This is a genomic window from Anaerozeibacter quisquiliarum (assembly GCF_051162045.1).
In the GTDB taxonomy this organism is placed as follows: Bacteria; Bacillota; Clostridia; order Christensenellales; family Aristaeellaceae; genus Anaerozeibacter; species Anaerozeibacter quisquiliarum.
In genome coordinates, this window is sequence record NZ_JBISDI010000046.1 from 1 (window position 1) to 19,824 (window position 19,824).

Genomic DNA, 19,824 nt, shown 5'->3' on the forward strand with positions numbered 1-19,824 from the left:
CGCAGAGAGCAGGAACGCGTAGAACTGCTCCTTGGGCATGTTGTCGTTGAGGATTTTCCCTTTCCCACCGTCAAAGTTGACATTGTAGGGCGCATCCGTCAGGCAGATGTTTACCTGCTTTCCGTCCATCAGCCGCGCCACATCCTCCGGTTTGGTGCTGTCCCCGCAGAGCAGACGGTGGTTTCCCAGATGCCAGAGGTCCCCCGGAAGCGCAAAAGTGGGCAGCTTGAGCGCGGCGTCCACGTCAAAATCGTCGTCCTGTACGTCCTCCGCGCCGCCCAGGAACTTATTGAGCTCGGCGTCATCAAAGCCCAGGAGGGACAGATCGAAGTCCGCGCCCTGCAGATCGGCCAGTTCCACCGACAGCATTTCCTCGTCCCAGCCGGCGTTCAGCGCCAGGCGGTTATCCGCGAGGATGTAGGCGCGCTTTTGGGCGTCGGTCAGGTGCTCGGCGAACACGCAGGGAACCTCGGTGATGCCCTCCTCCCGCGCGGCCAGCACGCGCCCGTGCCCGGCAATGATGTTGTAGTCCTTGTCGATGATGCAGGGGCTGACGAAGCCGAATTCCCGGATGGACGCGCGCAGCTGCGCAATCTGCTCTTTGGAGTGCGTGCGCGCGTTCCGGGCGTAGGGCACGAGTTTGTCGATGGGTACCTTTTCAAACCGCTCCGTGCTTCGCATGTGCGTCACCGTCCCTTCCGCCCCGAGAGCAGGGCTTCCATCATGTCGTCCTGGGGATTGCCGACAAACGCCGTGGTGCAGTTCTGCTTCACGACGTCGAAGATCTCGTACCAGAGCAGGTTCGCCTGCTTCTGGAAGGACTGGCTCATCTGCACGAAGGGGCTGGTGATCGCCCCGCCAGTGGTGGGGTGCTTGCCCAGAAGGCCGTAGGTGCTGATGGCCTCCTCGCACTGGATGAACCGGGCGAAGGCTTGGGCGTAGGCCTCCACCAGCCGGGGGTTGATGAGCTTCTCACAGCCCCGCGCGCGAAGCCAATTCCACGTTTCGGTATAGAGAGCGTCGGCGCCCAAGGGCCGCCCGTCCTTCTGGCGGGCGCTTAAGTACTCGCCGGGCGCGGGCATATCCTCCCCGGCAAGCTCCGCGGCGCCGGTGAGCTCGGCAGGTTCCAGCAGTTCTTCCGGACGGAGGTTCGCCGGCTCAAGAATCCTGGCCGCCTTGCCCGCGGCGATCTTGTCGATAAGCGGCAGGGGCTTGTCGCCCGCGCGCACGCGCCGCCCGCCGCGGTTGGTGCCGTCCTTGGCCATGCGAAATTCCTCCTTTCCCGATGGGGTTAATCCCCCCTTTGAACCGGTTTTTTTGTGCGCGTGAGCTGGCGCCCGGTCTCCGGGCCGAATGTAACAGAGATTTAACCCGCCCTACCGGGTGCCCCAGCGGTCGCCGTCCCGGGCGGAGACGGACGAATGGCAACGCTTGCAGAGAGAACTGAGATTGGACTCATGATTTGAGCCGCCGCGGCCGAGGGGCAGGATGTGGTGCACCTCCGTGGCCGGGGTCGCGCGGCCCTGTTTCAGGCACATCTCGCACAGCGGATGCGCCTGAAGAAACCGCTCGCGCACCTTCCGCCACGTGCGGCCGTAGCGCTTCTTACCTGCCGGGTCGCGGCCGTAGCGGTCGTACTGCTGATCGGTCAGCTTCTTGTGCGCCGCGCAGTACCGACCGTTGGTCAGCTCCGGGCAGCCGGGGTAGGCGCAGGGGTGCTTGGGCTTCGTGGGCATTCCCGCGCCTCCTTCCACCTGATCTTCCACGCTCTACTATGCACACTTGGGAACTCTCATCAAGTCTCATGAACTCTCATTGACTCTCATCTTTTCAAAAAAACGGAAAAAGAGCGCCGCCGCGGCGACGCCCTCAGTCGTTCAGAGCTTAAATCCGGTCTTTTGAAACAAATGTTTATAGGGCCTACACGCTTTGCAGGTGTAATGATTTTTCGGCAGGTAGTTCCACGAGCGCACCTCCGCGCCGCAGAACTGGCAGCGGGGATAATAGACCGTTCGTCCGTTTTCCCGCTCCACCCGCACGCCGTCCCGTTTCGCTTCCAGGTAGCTCACGGCTTGACGCCTTCTTTCGCCAGCAGCGCTTCCATCCGGCAGAGCGCGTCCTCATGCAGGCGGAAGGTGTGGCTCAGGCTGTAGCCCAGCGCGTCCGCGATCTCCTTCCAGGATCGGCTCTGCAGGTAGCGCTCCGTCAGGAGGCGCTGGCACCGCTCGCCCGGAATCTTCAGGATCATCAGCGCGGTATCGACGCGCGCCGCTTCCAGCGCGGATTCATCCGCCTTAAGTTCCCGCTTCAGATCGGCGATCCTGCATACCAGCGTCTCCATCCGCTGAAGGTCGGGCGAATCGCTCCGCGGCATTCCGCCGAGGCGGGCGGTGGCGCTGGTCGCCATCTCGCCAAGCGCGGCGATCTGCTCGCGCTTCCAGTTCACTTCCCGCTCCATTCGGTATACCCGGCTCAGATAAGCCCGAGCCCGAATCTCTCCCTGCGTCCAGTTGCGCGTGTCCATGGGCATGCCCTCCGAATCGTTTGATCCGCTCGGATTGGCTGCTTTTGACTCCTTTGATTGTCATAGATTGGCCTTGACCGCCTCGATCAGCGCGGCCTGGGTTTGGTCCTTTCGGCGGAGCGCCGCCATGACCTGCTCGTCAATCGTGCCCTGAGTAACGATGTGCTGGACGACCACGGTGTCCTTCTGCCCCTGCCGCCACAGTCGGGCGTTGGTCTGCTGGTAGAGCTCCAGGCTCCACGTCAGCCCGAACCAGATGAGCGTCGAGCCGCCCGCCTGCAGGTTTAGCCCATGCCCGGCGGAGGCGGGGTGAATCAGGGCAACCGGGATTTCCCCGGCGTTCCAGTCGGCAATGTCCCGGCCGGCGCGGATCTCCCGCGCAATCGGGAACCGTTCCCGAATCCGTTGAAGGTCGTGCCCGTACCAGTAGGCGACCAGCACGGGATTGCCGTTTGCGGCCTCGATCAGATCTTCCAGCGCGTCCAGCTTCCGGTCATGCAGCAGGAGCGTCTGCCCTCTCTCGTCATAGACCGCGCCGTTGGCCAACTGCAGCAGTTTCCCGCTCAGGACCGCGGCGTTGGCGGCGGTCAGTTCGATGACGCCCTCGTCATGCGCATCGCTGTGTTCGTCCCTCGTTTCGCCCAAGGCACCTTCCGGCGGCGCGAAGCACAGCGACACGACCATATCCCGTTTGAGCTTTTCGTACTGCGCGTATTCGGTCGGCGACATGCTTACCGGATACTGCCGGTAAACGCAAGGCGGCATCCGAAGCTGCTCGTCCGCTTTCATGGAAACTGTGATATCGCCGATCCGCTCGTAGATCTCTTTCTCCGCACCCGGTTTCGGCGCATAAGCGTACACGATCATTCCGTTTGTCTTGTCGGGGCGAAAGTACGCGGCGCGATACTTTCCGATGAACCGGCCGAGCCGCTTGCCGTAATCAAGGATTCGGAACTGCGCCCAGAGATCGATCAGTCCGTTGGCCGCGGGGCTCGCCGTCAGTCCAACTACGCGGCGAAAGCGGTTCCGCGCCGTCATAAGCGCCTTGAAGCGCTGGGAGGTACGGCTTTTGAAGCTCGACATTTCATCGATCACCAGCATATCAAAATCCAGCGCTTCGCCGGATTGGTTCACGAGCCACGCCACATTTTCACGGTTGATGATGGTGATCCGCGCGTTCCGGCGGAGCGCCGCCCTGCGCTCGCGCTCTGTCCCGATTGCCACGGCATAGTCGAGCTCGCGAAAGCAGTCCCATTGACGGAGTTCCTGCGGCCATACGTTCAGCCCAACCCTCATGGGCGCTATGACAAGCGCCTTGCGCACCTCAAAGCGGTCAAGGATCAATTCGCGCAGGGCCGTCAGCGTGATCGCCGTCTTGCCGAGTCCGCAGCCCAGGAAGAGCGCGGACACCGGATGCGCGACGATAAAGTCGGCGGCATACCGCTGATAACCGTGCAGCTTAAGCTCCATCCGTTTCACCACCCATCCCGCTCAGGATTTCCCGGATCTGAACATCAGCGTCCAGAACATACACCCGGAAGCCCAGCGCTTCCAGTTGGCGCTTCCGCCGCAGCTGCAGCGGGCGCGGTTTCTTCCCGGGCGCTTTCAGTTCGGCGAAGGCGATCCCGCCCCCGGGGAGCAGGATCAGCCGGTCGGGCATTCCGTCAAACCCCGGGCTTACAAACTTGGGGGCGATGCCTCCCAATGCCCGAACCGCCCGAACCAGCTTCCCTTCCAGTGTCTTTTCCCGCATATCCGCCCTCCTCTTGGGAACAAGCGGGTTGTTCCAAACCCCGGCTTGTTCCGCCGCTTGTTCCGCCGCTTGTTCCGCCTAAAAATCCAGTAATTCCGCGGCTTTTCGCCTTCCCGGGAACAAGTGAACAGGTTTTTTCCTATACGCGCCTACGCGCGCTTACACACAAGCGGTCCTTATGATATAATGATAAAAAATTTCCTTTAGGAGAGAAATCCTGTTCACTTGTTCCCGGATGCCCGCGCGCCCTTGAAATTCAAGGCTTTTCACGCGGAACAACTTCAGGAACAACCGCCTGAACAACGCTCGGCTTGTTCCGTGCGCGCATAGAGCCGCTGCCTTCCGTAGAGCGGAATGGCCTTTGTCCTGCCCGTTTTCTCCCAGCCGCCGATCCGCTCCATGATCGCGGCGATGGCGTAGCTGTCCGCGGGCTTCAGGTCCTCCTGCTTTTTGCCGAAGCACTCGCACCAGATTTCGATGTTGCTGACCGTATCCCGCGATCGCGTTCCCCTGGGCAGCGTCGGATCGTCCGGCGAGAAGATGTACGCCCGCCGCTCCCAGACATTGCGCTTCTCCCAGTCGTCGGGGAGCAGCCGGTCCAGGTATTCGCGTACGATGCCCTCGCGCTCATCCATCTCCATCGCGTCCCGCTGTTCGGCCCGGGCGAGGGCTTCCAGTGCGGCGTCCAGATAGAGGCGCTCTCCGGCGCGCACATAGGTCAGAACCTCGGCCCACACCTGCCCGACGTCCGCGTCCGTCAGCTGCCAGGTGCGCCGCGCGCTCCCGCCGGGCGTCCGGACCGTCCAGAACCGCCGGTTCCCCGTGATGTCCCGGAGGTACCCCTTGTCCGAGTTGGTGGTTCCAAAGAACACGCACTGCCGCGGATGCGGCGTGACGCGCCGGCCGAAGCTGGCCCGGTATTTGTCGTCCTGCCGGGAGATGAACGCTTTGACCTTGTCGATGTCGGCCTTGCGCATGCCGGCGAGCTCCCCGATCTCGATGAGCCAGTATCCCTGGAGCTTTTCCGCGGCGGTCTTGTCGTTCATGTCGGTCAGGCTGAGGCTGTCGGAAAACCACTCCCCGCCGAGCTTTGCGATGAGCGTGGATTTGCCCACGCCCTGCGGCCCGTTCAGCACGAGGATGTAATCGAACTTTGCGCCGGGCCGAAACACCCGCGCCGCCGCCGCGCAGAGCGTCTTGCGGGTCACCGCGCGGACGTAGGCGGTATCCTCCGCCCCCAGATAGTCAACGAGCAGCGTTTCCGCGCGCGGCACGCCGTCCCAGGGCGGCAGCGCGTTCAGGTACTCCCGGATGGGATGATAGGAGCGGTCGTCCGCCACTTTGGTGACCGCGATCTCATAATTGCGCGCGGAAAACTCGCCGTAATGGGCGTCAACGTAGCTGATCAGCTGGGCGTCGTCCGCGTCCCGCCAGAACCGGGCGGGATGCCCCCACGGAACCTCGCCCTTGATCTCCATGCCGTCGGCCAGCTGGTTGAACACGATGCCGCGCAGCTTCGGATCGTTTTCGAGAATGAGCGTGATGTTCTGAAGCGTGTTCAGAAGCGCGCCGTGTTTATCCCGCCGAAGGGCTTTCGTCCAATCCTCGCCTTCGCGGAACTCGCGCTCCGCCTGACGGCGCCGCTCCTCCAGAAGCAGAGCGCCGACGCGCTCATCCTTCGTGGCAAACTCGATCATGGCTTTGAACGACGCCTTTTCGTCCAGCTCCAGGAACCTGTGGATCCGCACCAGGTCAAAGGCGTTCAGGAGCCTTTCGCAGGCGGGGTCGGTGGCGTGGTGGGAGTAGGCGAACTTCCCTTCGTAGAGCACCACGCCGGCGGAGCTGTCCGCGGGGATGTAGTCGTACCGCCCGCTGACCGCCGAGGGCGCGTAGACATCGGAGAGAAAGGTCTCAATGGCGTCCTCTATCGGGTAGGCCCGGCAGAACGCCCCGACCACGCCATCCTTCGTAAGAGGATCCTGCTGGCGGGCCGCTTCGTGCCGGATCGCCTCCGACTGGCGGGAGGACGTCGGCCACTGGGTGACATCCCGCCAGTCGGCATACATGGCGAGAAATACGTCGGGGTTCAGCGCTTCGCCGTCGTTCTCCTCATACACAAACTCGCCGTTCATCGGGCACGACGCCCAATACATCATGCGGTTTACCTGATAGGTGGAATCGTCGAAGTAATCCATGCCGATCTGCTTGGCGATCATCCGCATGAGCGCCGGGTACTCGTCCGGCGCGGCCTCGCGGCTGAACAGGATGGCGACGCGGAAACGCGGCGCTTCGGGCGTATGGCTGTGCGTGGAGTACAGGAAATACGCGTACTTGCCCAGCTTGTCCCGGATCAGCGCCGGGAAATCGACCCCGGCGGGGATTCTGTCCGCGTCCAGCGCGCCGACGCCGCGCGACAGCACGTTTGCCGCGAGGCGCCTGCCGTCCTTGAGCCAGCCGCCGACAAAGCCGCCGTGATCCTTGGCCGCGTCGCGCTGCTTTTTGTCGGCCTTCTTGTACTCCTCGGCTGTTTCCGATGTGCGGATCGGTGTGCGGTTGCGCTCCTTCAGATAGCTCCAAGGCTGTTCCTGGTTCTTGTATTTCAGGTTCGTTTTACGGTTGCACACCGCGATTTTGACAGTCTGATCCATCTTACGCACCCTCCTTCAGGAACGCTTCCCAGGCGGTGAGCGGGTAGCTGTTCACCGCGCCGAAGCGCTCGTCGTTGGTTTCGCAGGAGCGGATCTCGATGGCACGGGCGCGGCAGTAGGCGGTGAGCCGCCGACCGATCGCCTGGCACCGGGCCATGTTCCAGCCCTTGTTGAAGGTCTTGTTGTACTTCGCGACGGTGTAGAACCGCAGCGATGTGTTGAGCGCGATCTCAAGGGTCTCGTTCTCCTCCGCCAGAGCAAAGATGCGGCGCTCGGCTTCCGCGGCGCGCCGGTGCGCGATCTTTAGCGCGCGCTCCATGACCTTTTCGGGAGCGTTCCAGGCTTCCTCCACGGCGATGAAGTACTGACGGAATTTCCTGCCCATCTCGCTGCGCTGGAGCATGCAGAGCTCCTTTGCCATGGGAATGGTGAGCAGATGGTCCGTCTTGGGCTTTCCAGGGAGTCCGTCAGACCTATCGGTCAAAATTGTCCGATAGCTTTTCCCTTCTTGGAACCCATATTCGCACATGCGCGCGAACCAGTGCGGATAATCCGTGCTCACTTCCAGCGCGGCGTGCAGTTCACGCCCGCTGACGGTCGGGGTTTCGGCATCGTAGCAGATCTGAATCAGTTCGTTCACCTGCGCACCTCCTCGCAGTCCTCGGTAAAGAATCGGGTCGGAATGCCCCGGCGATCCGCCTTTGCGATCTCCGCCGCCATGCCGGGGCTTATGGTTTCGCCGAATACCCACAGTTCGTCGCACTTTGTGAGCAGGATGCGCGCGAACCAAAGCCCCAGCGCGCGCTCGGCCTCGTCGCCGTCGTTTAGGAACTGTGGGTAGATGAGGTGCGGTGCCAGCGGGATGCACCCCCTGTCCACCGCGAACCTGCAGTACGCCCGCGCCCGGGCGGTGTTCCGCTCCACGTCGCCCGCGTAGGGCGAGGCGATGCAGATAAGCGGCCTGTATGCCCTGGCCCGCGCCTCCCGGTCGACGTTGTGAAGCGCGATGCCGGCCGTCGGGTCGAAGTAGCCTTCCGCGTTTCGCATGTTCATGGTCTATCCCTCGACGCGAACCAGCTTCGCGAGCTCCGCCCCGAACTCCGCGTACTCCATGGGGCTCAGTTCCGCCAGATCCTCAATGTTGAACCGCTCATAGAGGCCGAGAAGCCGCGTCACATACCCGGCCCGGATCAGAAGGCGCGTCAGCCGCTCGATGCCTGCGTAGGTGCGCGGGCCGCGGCCGGCGACCTCCGCGCGCTTCGCTGTGCACCGGGCGCAGAGGACGGATGCGGAGTACAGATCACCCTCGCCGTCCGCGAAGAGCTCTGCCAAATGCACGGGCAGTTCACGGCCGCACGCCGGACAGCGGGTGAACACGTTTTCGTCCGTGATCTCGATCGGGATGGTCTTGCCGCACGGTTGGCGGCGCTTGATGTAAAACATAAAATACCCTCCTTGTGTTCTCGTAGGGGAAAGCCGCTTTCGCCCTCACCATAAGCCACGGCGGACGCCGGATTTTGCGCGAAAGCGGTAAATCCTCAATCTTTTTTGTAGAAGGCGCACTCGTACCCGTCCGCGCGGAGCGGCAGGCCCTTTGCCCACGCCGGGGTCCGGCTCATGATGGCGCAGACGTCCTCCACGGACGCGTTTTCGGGTGCCTCGACGACCACCTCGTCGTGGATGTGCATCACGATCCGGTATCCCGCTTCGTCCAGCCGCAGCATCGCCGCCGCGAGAAGATCCCGCGCGGTAGCCTGCACTATGTTTTCCACGAGCTTCGGGCCGTAGGACTCAAGCCGCTCCCACTTCTTCGTCGCGCCCACGCCCTCGTAGGTCACGCAGTCCGAGCCGAACCGGTTGACGCCGACGCGCGGCTTCACATACGATAACCGACGGCCGGAGGGCAGCGTGATAAACAGCATTCCGCTTCGATAAGAAAAGCGCACGCCATGCGTTTGGGTGGATGACCTTTCCCTGACCGCAGTCATGACCGCTTTGTCAACGTCCCACCAGAAGCGAACGATGTTGGGATTGGCGGCGCGCCAGGCATCAACCAGCGGTTTGAGTTCTGCTTCCCCGACCCCCGTCTCCAAAGCGCCCATGGCCTTCAAGGCGCCTACTGAGCCGCCATAGCCGCAATTGTGGACGAGTTTTCCCGATACGGTAAAACGGTGATTTTCTCCGGCATCTCGTATATCATAAAGTCGAGCCGTGCGGAGATGGTTCTCCAGTTTTTCCGTCTCTCGAATATCGCCGTTTCCGCATCCTGAATGATCTCTTCCCGACTCTTCCCTTGAGATAGCTTCCGTATGACCACGCTCCGCGCATACGGCCAGTATTCCTGCCGGAACTCCGACAAAACGGTATTGCGCCTGTTTGCGTAATTCTGCGACCGATTGACGAAACGGAGATTGCCCGGCGCGTAGTTTCCGTTGTTGTCGATTCGGTCGATCTCCAGTTTCCGATTCGGATAACCGTACTTGTGGATCAGATAGAGCCCTGCTGAAATCACGCTCGGAAAATCGAAGCGAATTCCACGCGCGCCGTAGTCGCGATATGCAGCGTCGTTTGGATTTTCGCACCGCTGTTTTGCCGCCGTAAGCCGTCTGTCCAGCCACAGAGGAATCCGGCGAGGCTGCGAACACCGCTGGCAGCCGGTCGATTTCCCGCTTTTCAAACTGCTGCGATCCTGCCATTGAACGCTTCCGCAACCCTGACACCGGGTAAGAACATAACAATGGTTCATCGACCGATTCCAGCGTTTTTCCGGGCTGATGATTTGCACCCACCCGTATTGCTCGCCGACCATCTCCGGACTGAATGAGATGCGCGCCGCTGGTGGCGGCGTCTTCAAGTCGTACCGGCCACGATTCCCCTTCAATCCAAACGAGGTGGTCTGGAGTGGCAATAAGTCCTTCATATTCGATGACCCTCCGTTGCCCTTGAAAAATGACTCCGCCGTGGCGGATCCAGCGCTCTCCGTCCCACAACCGGTGTGTGTGCGTTACCTTTTCGATGGGAATCAGGCCCATGTCGGTCAGGACAAGCTGTCCCTCGGCGATACACGCCAGTTCCGCGATCTTACCCTTCTGTCGGAGATGCCCGTTCTCGCCATGCTTGACCACGGACACATGGAACATCTGGGAAGCCGTCGCACAATAGATATCTTCGCCGGCTGCAAAGGCGTTCGTCTTCCAGGTCTCCCCGGCGAACCACGCAATGACGCGCGCTTCGATCGCGCTAAAGTCCGCCACGATAAACTTGCGGCCGGGCTTGGGGATGAACGCCGTGCGGATGAGCTCCGAGAGCGTCTCCGGAACGGAGCCGTAGAGCATGGACAGCGCCTCAAAATCCCCGGCGCGCAGAAGGCTTCGTGCGGCTTCCAGATCGGGCAGGTGGTTCTGGGGCAGATTTTGTAATTGGATAATTCGGCCGGACCATCTTCCGCTTCGATTCGCGCCATAGAATTGGAACATGCCGCGCGCGCGGCCGTCCGCGCAGACGGCGTTCTCCATCGCCTGGTACTTCCTGACCGACGATTTCGCCAACTGCCCCCGCAACTCGAGCACGCGGCGCAGCGGCTCCGGCGCGGTCTTCAGAAGCCCCGCCACCGCCTTCTTGCCCAGCGTGTCGGTCTCCAAGCCGCGGTCGGCGAGCCATCCCTTCATCTGCGCGACGGAGTTCGGGTTGTCAAGCATCGTGATTTCCTTCATCAGATGCGTAAGCTCTGCCCTTGACTGTGCGTCAGCCGCAACGGCATTGCGCACGAGTGTCATGTCCAGCGCGACGCCCCGGTCGTTGATCGTCTGATCCAGCCGGTACTCTTCCCAGACGGCCTCCGGCACCGGGAACTTGGAAAGCCGCTCCTGAACGGCCATCTCCGCTTCCACGTCGCGGCGGTTGTATTCCTTGAACGCCGCCCACTTCTCCGGCGCGTGCTCCGGACGGTTGCGGGCGCGGTTCCCGCTTACCTCGGCCGCCCGGCAGGGCTGGCAGAAGAATCGGATCAGCTCCTTACCTTCCTTCAGCTTCTGCTTCTCCAGCCCCAGCGCCGCGCCCGCGCCTTCCAGCGAGAGGGGCAGCCCCATCACCGCCGCCCACACCATGGAGCAGCGCCAGGATGCCGGGTTCAGGTATTCGCCCTTGGGCAGACCCAGCCACCGGGACAAGCACACCCGCTCAAAATTGGCGTTGAACGCCCATTTGATCACGCCGTCGTCCGTCAGCGCGGCGCGGATCTCCGGCGGCGGCGCTTCCCCTGACGCAAGGTCGATCACTTCCACAGGTCCGCCGTCCGCGGAGTACCCAAGAAGCAGGACCTCAAAGTCCGGGGACTCGGCGTAGCGGTACACACCCGAACGGGACAGGTCGGCGGACGCGAAGGTTTCAATGTCGAGAGATAACGTCTTCACGCAAGGTCTCCTTCTCCGGGAGGGCGGCAGGAGCCCACCGCCCTCCCAGCGGTCGTCATCCGAGAAAGTCCTCGTCCTCCCGGTCGGCAAAATCGTCCTCCGGGCGGGATCTGCCGCCCAGCGGCTCCCCGTCCCGCAGCTTCTGGATGTTGTTGAGCCCGCAGGCGACGCCCCGGTTTCCGTTGGAATTGAACGCGTAGAAGTTCACGCTGGCCCGGGCGTACACGCCGCTGTAGATCTCGGAACGCTCCAGAATGGGCGCGCACATCCTGTCCACAATGCCCGGCGCCGCGGCGCTGTTGGCGTTGAGAAAGTAACTGTTCGCGTACGCCTCGTCGTCCGGGCGCTCAAGATCCCCGTCCCGGAGCGGCGTCTTGATCGCGGAAAGCGCGGGGACGGTCTTGCCGCTGCCCTTGAGCTTGGCTTCGCCCTCGCGGTAGGCCGCCTCAATGGCCGCCTTCACCTTGGCGATGGTGCCGGTATCGGACTTCGGGATGATGAGGGACACGCTGTACTTGGGCGCGCCGCCGTTGATGGATTTGGGATCCCACAGGTTCGCGTAGGACAGCCGCACCTCGCCGGTGACAACCTTGGTGGGGTTCACAAACTTACCTTTTGCCTGATTCGCCATGATGATCTGCCTCCGTAAAATCATTTTTCGCCGTGTCCAGAGCCGGGCGCCTGTCCCGCTCCGGCACGAGGGTGGGTTTGCCCTGCGGCTTCTCGACCAGATGGCCGAGAATCGCCTGAAATCTTGCCTTGCCGAGTGCCTTCTCCATGGCCGTGACGCCCAGCACCTTTTGCTCGTAGGGGTCGTATCCCGCGGCGGCGACGGCTTCTGCTGCGGCGTGCTCGTCGATGTAGCGGCGGTTGGCGCGGCCCTCCACCAGCTTCCAGCCCGTCCAGCGCTTTCCCGCCAGCGCGGCGCGAAGCGCGTAGTCCCGAACGTCCTCCGCCCAGGCAGTCAGCTCATCAATCCGATTGAGGATGGACTCGATCTCCTCGTCCGTAAGGAGCGCCGGCTTTCTAAACGCATACTCGGCCAGTTCCAGATTCCGCTCCGCCCGGGCGCGGCAGTCGGCCTTTGCCTTGCAGAACCGGCACCACTCGCCGCTTTGGAACGGGCCTTCGCCCGCATAGGCCGCATCCGCCGCGGGCTTCAGCGCTTCCTCCGCCCACCGGTACAGCGATTCCTTGGATACCATGCAGGTGCTGACGTTGTCCCGCCGGGGCTGGAAGATGGTCATGAAAACGCGGTCTATGTCGTAGATGCCGTCGAACAGTTCCAGCGCGCCCAGCGCGTACAGCTTCATCTGCGGGTTGTCCTCCGCCTCCACCAGCACGCCCTGCCCGTGCTTGTAGTCCACCACGTGCAGCGCGCCGTCCGCGATGATCACGCAGTCGGCCGTTCCGAAGCCGCCTTCCACCCAGCGGGAGAAATCGACGCGCTGTTCGACGAGCACCACGGGATCCGGGCAGGCCTGTCTCGCCGCTTCCAACTGTTCCTGCACGAACGCGGCGTACGCCTGGGCGCAGTCCTCCATCTCCTGGTTGTAGAAGGAGAGGTTCTCTACGGGGTCCTCCGCTGCCATCCCCAGCGCCTGTTTCAGCCGATACTCGCACAGCGCGTGGGCGGCGGTGCCCTCCGCTGCGTAGACGGAGGATTCGTCCGGGTATGATTCGCAGAGTCGGGCCGAGGGCGGGCAGTTCAGCCAGCGGTGGCTGGAGGACGCCGACAAAAGCGCGTGCTCAGCCATCTTTTAGCGCCTCCGCGTCCTGAAGCAGCGCCGGATACGCCGCCGGGTCGATCTCCGAGAGCTTCTCCGCTCCATGCTTATGAAGCAGCGCGCGCACCACGTTGGTGTGCCCCGCGCGAGACTTGTCCGCCAGCACCGCCCGCACCTCCTCCAGCGTAACGGCCGGCTCCGGTGCCGAAGCGCTTTGCATCTGCTCCCCGCCGTCCGAGAACAGCGCCGTCAGGCTCTCCGCGGCGGCGCTCAGCGCTTGGGCCGCATTCCGCAGTTCCCCGACGCACAGGTTCAGTTCACTCATCCGGCTCATCTGCGCACCCTCCCTCCTCAATGATGGACAGCGTCTTTACGCTGTCGCCGGGCACCAGGATCGTCAGCCGCCGCGGCACGCCCAAGAGCCGCCGGAGCAGCCGCTCCCGGAGGGTCACCCTGCGGCAGCTGACGATCCGCTCCGCCAGATCCCGGTCGTCCGCCCGCGGCGCTTTCTCCACGCCGATTCGAAGCGTGTGTCCCATGTCTTTCCCGCCTTTCCGAAGGCCTTTTTCTTGTGCCTTCGCTATAAGCCACGGGAGAGGGCGGATTTTGCGCGATTTTTCAAAAGAAATGAGATTTTATTCTCGCGGGCCGAAAAAGTGCCTGAACCGCTCCGCGGCCTTGCGGGTTTCACGCAAAACGGTGGACGGCGCTTTCCGCTCCGCCCGGGCGATCTCGCTATAGGAGCGGTTGTCAATGTGAACGGCGGTGAGAAGGTATCGCTCCCGCGGTGTCAGCTTGTCCATGGCGCGCTTTACCGCGTCCGCGCGGGCCAACTGGCCGCAGATGTCGATGCCGCTGTCGAAATAAGCGTGGTCCTCATAGTTGAACGCGCTGAGCGGCGTATGCCGGCGCGTCTCACGCCGGTCGCTTTTGCGTTCCCGATCCATATCGGCGAGATAAAACCGTCCGACCTCCTCGGATACCTCGAGCTCCAGAACGCGTCCGTCCGCGTCTTTGTACTGAATGCGCATGGCTTGACTCCTTTGGATCGCAGATTTTCTGAATCCGCCGGAGTCGCCGAGTCCGCCTTAGGACAGCAAAAGACGACAGCCTGAACGCCCGCTTGGGGCGTCCGCGCTGTCGTCTGAAGCGATCTGGCGGATTCGGGGGGAACGAGGGGAATTATGTCGTGTGCTTTTCTTCCGGAAGCGCGACGCGAATTTGTTCAAAGACACCGTCTGCCGAAGCAAAGCGGATGTTCAGTCCGGTTTTCGGAATTTCAATTACCGTGATCCGCTTGCCGTCTTTGATTTGCAATGTGCCGGTCCGCGCGTTAAGGGTTCCAACCATCTTTCCTCTCGGGGTTCTGACTTCCGTGATTCTCTGACTGTTTATCACTGTGTTGTCCTCCATAGGTTCAAATTTGTTTGGCTCGTCCAAGCCATTGGATAGCGGGTCTCGAGGCGGCCTCACGGTCAGAAATCGTACTTGGGTTTGCTGTGGTTTCATCTGTTCTGCTTCTATTGATTTGCGTTTGTTCTTGACATCAGTAATGTTGGTTGGTATAATGTTGTAACTGGTTTTGTTGGTTCTATTTGTTGGAAATCGAGCGACGAGTTGTCCCATGCCGAGCAATAAAAAATCCCTGTGATTGCTCACAGGAATCAGCTTGTAGTCCATTGAGTTCGGGTCAAGTGTAAATCGGGTCAATGCGGTCAATAGAGTAAATGGGTTTCTACGGAGGCAAAAACCGTGGCAAACAATGTCTATCCCGTCCTATGCGGCGGCACATATTTCACCTTGATCCTCGAAGCGCGAAAACAGCGAACAAGTCAGCGCAGCCGGTATAATGGCGAGCAGGACGGCTTGTCACAAACCGATACCCTTGCCGGGCTTGGCAGGGTGGTCTATCCCGAATACATCCCGCCCGTAAACAGGCAGACATTCAGAACGAATGCGAATGCCTATAAGTCCTGCGCCGACGATGGGAGCAACCTATCGTTTTTGTTGCCCGACAGGGTGGCCGCCTTTGACAAACGCGTCCGAACCGAGTATCCGCAGGCACTAAAAGCTATGTGCATCTTCACAGAGCAGTTCCTGGAAGTGGGTACCAGCATCAACAGGGAGGAGTGGCTTTTGAAAGCGCTGCTCGACCTGATAGAAACAGACCCCAGCATTGACGACAATCAAGAATTCTTTATATGCAGCGACGGGCAAGGCGTGACGAAGGCCACGCTCCGTCGGATGAGTGATTTCGCCCTTCAGCCTCTCTTATTGGGCGTATGGCATTATGCCGTTGTACACCGAAAAGACAATAAATCTGGCAAAAGCACGTTTGATGCGTGGTGCCCGTCACGAGACCGAGCCGAACGAAAATATGAGGGCAATATGGGAGACGGAATTGAGAGACAGGTTCATGTAGAGGCTATAAAACCCCCTGCCGATGGAATCATCGCAAAAAAGGAGCTGACGGCAAGCACAGAAACGATGCCACCCTTTGTTGACACAGACCCTAAAAGGGTAACCGTCAACAATTATGGAACCGTCCAAAACCAGAAGTTCATCTCTATAGAGACGATGAACGGCGATATTCATCTTTGAGGGATAGAGATATGGGGAACATTGAGAATTACGCAAATGTGGAAAATCAGACCATAATCCAGATTCAGAATATGTCGGGGAACATCGGTGTCCCCTATGTGGTTCTGCCTCAGCAGGTCTCAACCAAACGCAGCACGTCAAACACGGCGTTTACCCTGAATACGGACTATTACAATCTGTTTGTTATTGGAAACGAAACCTTCTCTGATGGACACTTCATCGTCCCGAAAGACAGGGCCTTGACTGAGAGTATGATGCCCGAAAACAAAGCGCAGTTTTCCGCGTTAACAGACGAGGCAATAGCGCGAATCAAAACCTTTCCATCCATTTTCGCAAGTGAAAATCACAATTGCGGTAAAACCGACGACGACCATCAAGCTATCTTTGGGCTTGTCAACGAAGTGCGGATTCAGGATAACGGTATCAAGATTCACTTCCAGGCTCTGTGGCCTATTCCACAGCAACGCCTGAACGAGATCTCTTTCAAGATAGGCATTCAAGGCTCGTCCGCGTTCAATGAATTGGACCGAACCCACTGGGCAATCAAGCAGTTGAACTTGATTGAAGAGTTGAGAGCAGCGGGAATAAGCGTCCTTGCGCCGACGTAAACCCCATCATCCCCAATTAACTACTGTATTCCTGTCCAAAATGTGCTAAAATTGTCAATGTGAAATGAAACGGAGGGTTCCGAAATGAGCAATGAACCTGAAAACATCGCACCCGAGAAGTGGGTAAATCTTGAAGATATCGCAGTCCACCTCAGCATGAGCGAAGACACCGTGCGGACGTGGGTCAAAGAGAGCAAGCTTCCGTTTTACCGGGTCGGAAAGCGATACAAATTTAAAATCTCGGAAGTAGATGAATGGATACGAGCAGGAAAAATGGATGACAAATGATTCATTGAAAATCTAAGGAGCCAACAACATGCAAATGCCCGAGATGCTCGACAATGTGAGTAAAACCGTCAAAGACGACTTGGCGGCAACCATAGCCAAAGGCGACAAGCTGTCAATAGCGGCGGCGTGTTTCTCCATATATGCATATCAGGCTCTCAGAAAGCAGCTTGACGGCATTGCTGAATTGCGCTTCATCTTTACTTCTCCAACATTTCTTCAGGAGAAGGCTCCTAAAGAAAAACGGGAGTTCTATATTCCGCGCCTTGGCCGCGAACGATCCCTCTACGGCACGGAATTCGAGGTAAAACTCCGCAACGAACTGACGCAGAAGGCCATTGCCCGGGAGTGTGCTGATTGGATTCGAAAGAAAGTACAATTCCGTTCGAACCTCACCGGTGGTAACATCAGCGGCTTTATGAATGTGGCCGGAACGGAAACCGTTACCTATATGCCGCTCCATGGTTTCACCACTTCCGATATTGGCTGCGAGCGCGGCAACAACATCATTAATCCGGTCAATAAGATGTTTGCACCGCTTTCCGGCGAATACATCCGCATGTTTGACCAGATTTGGAACGACAAGAGCTTGATGCAGGACGTGACCGAGCAGGTCATCGACGGCATCACCGTCGCCTATAACGAAAACGCGGCGGAGTTTATTTACTTTGTGGCGATATACAACATCTTCAGCGAGTTCTTGGAGGATATCTCCGAGGACGTCCTGCCGAACGAGGCGACCGGCTTCAAAGAGAGCAAGATTTGGGGTATGCTCTATACATTCCAGAAGGACGCAGTACTGGCGATCATCAACAAGCTTGAATCCTTCAACGGATGTATCCTTGCGGACAGTGTGGGATTGGGCAAGACGTTTACGGCCCTCGCTGTGATCAAGTACTACGCGAACCGGAACCGCTCCGTGCTTGTCCTATGCCCAAAGAAGCTGTCGGACAACTGGAATACCTTCAGGGATAATTACACCAACAACCCCATAGCGGCCGACCGCTTGCGGTACGACGTGCTGTACCACACCGATCTTTCAAGGGAACATGGCAAGTCCAATGGGCTTGATCTGGACAGGCTCAACTGGGGCAACTATGACCTTGTGGTCATTGACGAATCCCACAATTTCAGAAACGGCGGCGAGGTCTATGGCGAAGATCGCCGCGAAAATCGATACCTTCGTTTGATGAACCGCGTCATCCGCACCGGTGTTAAAACGAAGGTGTTGATGCTTTCGGCGACTCCGGTCAACAACCGCTTCACCGATTTACGGCATCAGCTTGAACTCGCCTACGAGGGCGACCCGAGCCTTATCAACGAAAAACTCGGCACGCGGCGCACCATAGATGAAATATTCCGCAGCGCTCAGAAGGCGTTCAATTCGTGGAACAGGCTGGATGAGCGCGAGCGGACCACGGACTCGCTTTTGAAATCTTTGGACTTTGACTTCTTTGAGGTGCTGGACAGTGTGACGATTGCTCGGTCTCGCAAACACATTCAAAAGTACTACAATATGGGCGAAATCGGCTCGTTCCCCGAACGGTTGAAACCCATATCCAAGCGCCCTCGGCTGACAGATCTAAGGAGCGCGATTAACTATACCGAGATTTACGATCAGCTGATGCTGCTAAACCTCTCGATCTACATTCCCACCGATTTCATCTTCCCCAGCATGCTCCAAAAGTATGTGGACATGTCGCGGAACATCAATCGTGCCGGGCGTGAAATGGGCATACGCCGTTTGATGAGCATAAACCTTTTGAAACGGCTCGAAAGCTCCGTCGAATCCTTCCGGCTCACTGTGGGGCGCGTCAAGAAGCTGATTGATGATACCATCGCAGAAATCGACGCATACGTCAGTGGAGGCAGCTCGGTCATCAATGGGCGTGAACTGTCGGATGATGATGTGGACTTTGACGACGACGACCGCAACACAGACTACTTCGCCGCCGAACACAGCATCCGGATTGACCTTGCCGATATGGACTATAAGACGTGGCGGGACAGGCTCTCTGAGGACGCAGAAACGCTTGCGCTGCTGAAAATGATGATAGATGATATCACGCCCGAACACGACACCAAACTGCAAACGCTTTATGGCTTGATTGAGGATAAGCTGAAAAACCCGATCAATCCCGGCAACCGAAAAATACTTATTTTTTCGGCGTTTTCAGATACGGTGGAGTATCTTTACAAGCATGTAAGTGCATTCGTGAAATCAAATTTTGGGCTTGATACTGCGATGATTACCGGCAGCGTGGATGGCAAGACGACGATCAAGGGGCAGCGTGCGTCGATGAACGATGTTTTGACCCTTTTCTCGCCTATTTCCAAGGATAAAGACTTGCTGATGCCAAACAATCCAAACGACATCTCCGTGCTGATCGCCACGGACTGCATCTCGGAAGGTCAGAACCTGCAGGATTGCGACTACTGCGTCAATTATGACATTCATTGGAATCCTGTGCGGATCATCCAGCGGTTCGGGCGTATTGACCGTATCGGCAGCCGCAACGCCGTGATTCAGCTTGTGAACTTCTGGCCGGACGTGAATTTGGACGAGTACCTTTCCTTGAAAGGGCGCGTGGAAACCCGTATGCGTATTTCCGTAATGACCGCCACGGGTGACGACAATCCCATCGACCCCGAAGAGCAAGGCGACCTCGATTACCGCAAGGCACAACTAAAACGGCTGCAAGAGGAAGTCGTGGACATTGAAGATATGCAGTCGGGCATCTCCATTATGGATTTGGGCCTGAACGAGTTCCGGCTTGACCTGCTGGAATATGTAAAGCAAAACGGCGATATGGATGGCGTTCCGTTCGGGCTACACGCAGTTGTACCCGCATCGGAGGACTGTCCGCCGGGCGTGGTGTTCGTGCTGAAAAACCGCAACAACAGCGTGAACATCGACAAGCAGAACCGCCTGCATCCATTCTATATGGTTTATATCGGGACGGATGGCGAAGTGGTCTGCGACCATCTCTCGCCCAAGGAACTGCTTGATAAGACACGCGCCCTTTGCAAGGGCAAGAAAACCCCTGTGATGGACGCGTGCCGGGCGTTCAACGCTGAAACGAAGGATGGGCGCGATATGCGGAGCGTTTCCGCCCTGCTATCGGATGCAATTAATTCAATCATAGCAGTAAAGGCGCAAAGCGATATTGACAGTTTGTTCAGCCCGGGCGGCACGTCTGCGCTGAATACCAAAATCAGCGGGCTCGACGATTTCGAGTTGATCTGCTTCCTTGTTGTGAGGTGAC

22 protein-coding genes are annotated in these 19,824 nt (G+C 59.2%); 4 read left to right on the forward strand and 18 right to left on the reverse strand.

What is annotated here, in order from left to right:
* The 18 genes from ACH6CV_RS15855 to ACH6CV_RS15940 form a co-directional block, all read right to left on the reverse strand.
* A partial coding sequence (locus ACH6CV_RS15855; RefSeq protein ID WP_456359191.1) for a ParB N-terminal domain-containing protein occupies positions 1-681 on the reverse strand: 681 nt, incomplete at its 3' end.
* Positions 682-686: 5 nt separating this feature from the next.
* Positions 687-1,265, reverse strand: a complete 579-nt coding sequence (locus ACH6CV_RS15860; RefSeq protein ID WP_456359192.1) for a P27 family phage terminase small subunit — start codon at positions 1,263-1,265, stop codon at positions 687-689.
* 111 nt (positions 1,266-1,376) lie between these two features.
* Positions 1,377-1,736, reverse strand: a complete 360-nt coding sequence (locus ACH6CV_RS15865) for an HNH endonuclease (RefSeq protein WP_456359193.1) — start codon at positions 1,734-1,736, stop codon at positions 1,377-1,379.
* 141 nt (positions 1,737-1,877) lie between these two features.
* Positions 1,878-2,069 (reverse strand): hypothetical protein, encoded by a 192-nt coding sequence (locus ACH6CV_RS15870; RefSeq protein WP_456359194.1) that lies wholly within the window; start codon positions 2,067-2,069, stop codon positions 1,878-1,880.
* Positions 2,066-2,524 (reverse strand): hypothetical protein, encoded by a 459-nt coding sequence (locus ACH6CV_RS15875; RefSeq protein WP_456359195.1) that lies wholly within the window; start codon positions 2,522-2,524, stop codon positions 2,066-2,068. Before ACH6CV_RS15875 ends, ACH6CV_RS15870 begins: the two co-directional genes overlap by 4 nt.
* Before the next feature lie 60 nt (positions 2,525-2,584).
* Positions 2,585-3,994, reverse strand: coding sequence for an SNF2-related protein (locus ACH6CV_RS15880; RefSeq protein WP_456359196.1), 1,410 nt, complete (start codon positions 3,992-3,994; stop codon positions 2,585-2,587).
* Complete coding sequence (locus tag ACH6CV_RS15885) at positions 3,984-4,277, reverse strand: VRR-NUC domain-containing protein (protein ID WP_456359197.1); 294 nt, start codon at positions 4,275-4,277, stop codon at positions 3,984-3,986. Before ACH6CV_RS15885 ends, ACH6CV_RS15880 begins: the two co-directional genes overlap by 11 nt.
* A 281-nt stretch (positions 4,278-4,558) precedes the next feature.
* Entirely contained in the window at positions 4,559-6,925 is a 2,367-nt protein-coding gene (locus tag ACH6CV_RS15890; protein ID WP_456359198.1) for a VapE domain-containing protein, read from the reverse strand.
* Between the two features lies 1 nt (position 6,926).
* Positions 6,927-7,565, reverse strand: coding sequence for an antA/AntB antirepressor family protein (locus ACH6CV_RS15895; protein ID WP_456359199.1), 639 nt, complete (start codon positions 7,563-7,565; stop codon positions 6,927-6,929).
* Positions 7,562-7,978 carry a DUF7768 domain-containing protein gene (locus tag ACH6CV_RS15900; protein ID WP_456359200.1) on the reverse strand — a complete coding sequence of 139 codons (417 nt, stop codon included), beginning with the start codon at positions 7,976-7,978 and terminating at the stop codon, positions 7,562-7,564. Before ACH6CV_RS15900 ends, ACH6CV_RS15895 begins: the two co-directional genes overlap by 4 nt.
* 3 nt (positions 7,979-7,981) lie before the next feature.
* The gene (locus ACH6CV_RS15905) at positions 7,982-8,368 is read right to left on the reverse strand and encodes a hypothetical protein (RefSeq protein WP_456359201.1); all 387 of its coding nucleotides are present in this window, start codon (positions 8,366-8,368) and stop codon (positions 7,982-7,984) included.
* 95 nt (positions 8,369-8,463) lie between these two features.
* Positions 8,464-11,337, reverse strand: coding sequence for a DNA polymerase (locus ACH6CV_RS15910; RefSeq protein ID WP_456359202.1), 2,874 nt, complete (start codon positions 11,335-11,337; stop codon positions 8,464-8,466).
* A 55-nt stretch (positions 11,338-11,392) separates the two neighbouring features.
* The gene (locus ACH6CV_RS15915; protein ID WP_456359203.1) at positions 11,393-11,968 is read right to left on the reverse strand and encodes a DUF2815 family protein; all 576 of its coding nucleotides are present in this window, start codon (positions 11,966-11,968) and stop codon (positions 11,393-11,395) included.
* Entirely contained in the window at positions 11,946-13,094 is a 1,149-nt protein-coding gene (locus ACH6CV_RS15920) for a DUF2800 domain-containing protein (protein ID WP_456359204.1), read from the reverse strand. The genes ACH6CV_RS15915 and ACH6CV_RS15920 overlap by 23 nt, the downstream gene beginning before the upstream one ends.
* Entirely contained in the window at positions 13,087-13,398 is a 312-nt protein-coding gene (locus ACH6CV_RS15925) for a DNA ligase (RefSeq protein WP_456359205.1), read from the reverse strand. Before ACH6CV_RS15925 ends, ACH6CV_RS15920 begins: the two co-directional genes overlap by 8 nt.
* Complete coding sequence (locus tag ACH6CV_RS15930) at positions 13,382-13,603, reverse strand: hypothetical protein (RefSeq protein ID WP_456359206.1); 222 nt, start codon at positions 13,601-13,603, stop codon at positions 13,382-13,384. Before ACH6CV_RS15930 ends, ACH6CV_RS15925 begins: the two co-directional genes overlap by 17 nt.
* 96 nt (positions 13,604-13,699) lie before the next feature.
* Positions 13,700-14,095: a sigma factor-like helix-turn-helix DNA-binding protein gene (locus ACH6CV_RS15935; RefSeq protein WP_456359207.1), complete on the reverse strand. Its 396-nt coding sequence runs from the start codon at positions 14,093-14,095 to the stop codon at positions 13,700-13,702.
* Between the two features lie 151 nt (positions 14,096-14,246).
* Positions 14,247-14,744, reverse strand: coding sequence for a hypothetical protein (locus ACH6CV_RS15940; RefSeq protein WP_456359208.1), 498 nt, complete (start codon positions 14,742-14,744; stop codon positions 14,247-14,249).
* Positions 14,745-14,816: 72 nt separating this feature from the next.
* Here ACH6CV_RS15940 and ACH6CV_RS15945 point away from each other — a divergent pair, with 72 nt between their 5' ends.
* The 4 genes from ACH6CV_RS15945 (at position 14,817) to ACH6CV_RS15960 (ending at position 19,823) form a co-directional block, all read left to right on the forward strand.
* Positions 14,817-15,665, forward strand: a complete 849-nt coding sequence (locus tag ACH6CV_RS15945) for a hypothetical protein (RefSeq protein WP_456359209.1) — start codon at positions 14,817-14,819, stop codon at positions 15,663-15,665.
* A gap of 11 nt (positions 15,666-15,676) precedes the next feature.
* Complete coding sequence (locus ACH6CV_RS15950; protein WP_456359210.1) at positions 15,677-16,273, forward strand: hypothetical protein; 597 nt, start codon at positions 15,677-15,679, stop codon at positions 16,271-16,273.
* Between the two features lie 84 nt (positions 16,274-16,357).
* Complete coding sequence (locus ACH6CV_RS15955; protein ID WP_456359211.1) at positions 16,358-16,561, forward strand: helix-turn-helix domain-containing protein; 204 nt, start codon at positions 16,358-16,360, stop codon at positions 16,559-16,561.
* A 28-nt stretch (positions 16,562-16,589) separates the two neighbouring features.
* Positions 16,590-19,823: a helicase-related protein gene (locus tag ACH6CV_RS15960; protein WP_456359212.1), complete on the forward strand. Its 3,234-nt coding sequence runs from the start codon at positions 16,590-16,592 to the stop codon at positions 19,821-19,823.
* Position 19,824 lies beyond the last annotated feature (1 nt).

What these genes read in the sequence shown, in the direction of transcription:
- ACH6CV_RS15930 (WP_456359206.1), bottom strand. Translation starts at nt 13,603, where the DNA reads ATGGGACACACGCTTCGAATCGGCGTGGAGAAAGCGCCGCGGGCGGAC.
- ACH6CV_RS15935 (WP_456359207.1), bottom strand. Translation starts at nt 14,095, where the DNA reads ATGCGCATTCAGTACAAAGACGCGGACGGACGCGTTCTGGAGCTCGAG.
- ACH6CV_RS15890 (WP_456359198.1), bottom strand. Translation starts at nt 6,925, where the DNA reads ATGGATCAGACTGTCAAAATCGCGGTGTGCAACCGTAAAACGAACCTG.
- ACH6CV_RS15905 (WP_456359201.1), bottom strand. Translation starts at nt 8,368, where the DNA reads ATGTTTTACATCAAGCGCCGCCAACCGTGCGGCAAGACCATCCCGATC.
- ACH6CV_RS15860 (WP_456359192.1), bottom strand. Translation starts at nt 1,265, where the DNA reads ATGGCCAAGGACGGCACCAACCGCGGCGGGCGGCGCGTGCGCGCGGGC.
- ACH6CV_RS15900 (WP_456359200.1), bottom strand. Translation starts at nt 7,978, where the DNA reads ATGAACATGCGAAACGCGGAAGGCTACTTCGACCCGACGGCCGGCATC.
- ACH6CV_RS15960 (WP_456359212.1), top strand. Translation starts at nt 16,590, where the DNA reads ATGCAAATGCCCGAGATGCTCGACAATGTGAGTAAAACCGTCAAAGAC.
- ACH6CV_RS15955 (WP_456359211.1), top strand. Translation starts at nt 16,358, where the DNA reads ATGAGCAATGAACCTGAAAACATCGCACCCGAGAAGTGGGTAAATCTT.
- ACH6CV_RS15940 (WP_456359208.1), bottom strand. Translation starts at nt 14,744, where the DNA reads ATGGACTACAAGCTGATTCCTGTGAGCAATCACAGGGATTTTTTATTG.
- ACH6CV_RS15950 (WP_456359210.1), top strand. Translation starts at nt 15,677, where the DNA reads ATGGGGAACATTGAGAATTACGCAAATGTGGAAAATCAGACCATAATC.
- ACH6CV_RS15920 (WP_456359204.1), bottom strand. Translation starts at nt 13,094, where the DNA reads ATGGCTGAGCACGCGCTTTTGTCGGCGTCCTCCAGCCACCGCTGGCTG.
- ACH6CV_RS15915 (WP_456359203.1), bottom strand. Translation starts at nt 11,968, where the DNA reads ATGGCGAATCAGGCAAAAGGTAAGTTTGTGAACCCCACCAAGGTTGTC.
- ACH6CV_RS15885 (WP_456359197.1), bottom strand. Translation starts at nt 4,277, where the DNA reads ATGCGGGAAAAGACACTGGAAGGGAAGCTGGTTCGGGCGGTTCGGGCA.
- ACH6CV_RS15880 (WP_456359196.1), bottom strand. Translation starts at nt 3,994, where the DNA reads ATGGAGCTTAAGCTGCACGGTTATCAGCGGTATGCCGCCGACTTTATC.
- ACH6CV_RS15875 (WP_456359195.1), bottom strand. Translation starts at nt 2,524, where the DNA reads ATGGACACGCGCAACTGGACGCAGGGAGAGATTCGGGCTCGGGCTTAT.
- ACH6CV_RS15925 (WP_456359205.1), bottom strand. Translation starts at nt 13,398, where the DNA reads ATGAGCCGGATGAGTGAACTGAACCTGTGCGTCGGGGAACTGCGGAAT.
- ACH6CV_RS15865 (WP_456359193.1), bottom strand. Translation starts at nt 1,736, where the DNA reads ATGCCCACGAAGCCCAAGCACCCCTGCGCCTACCCCGGCTGCCCGGAG.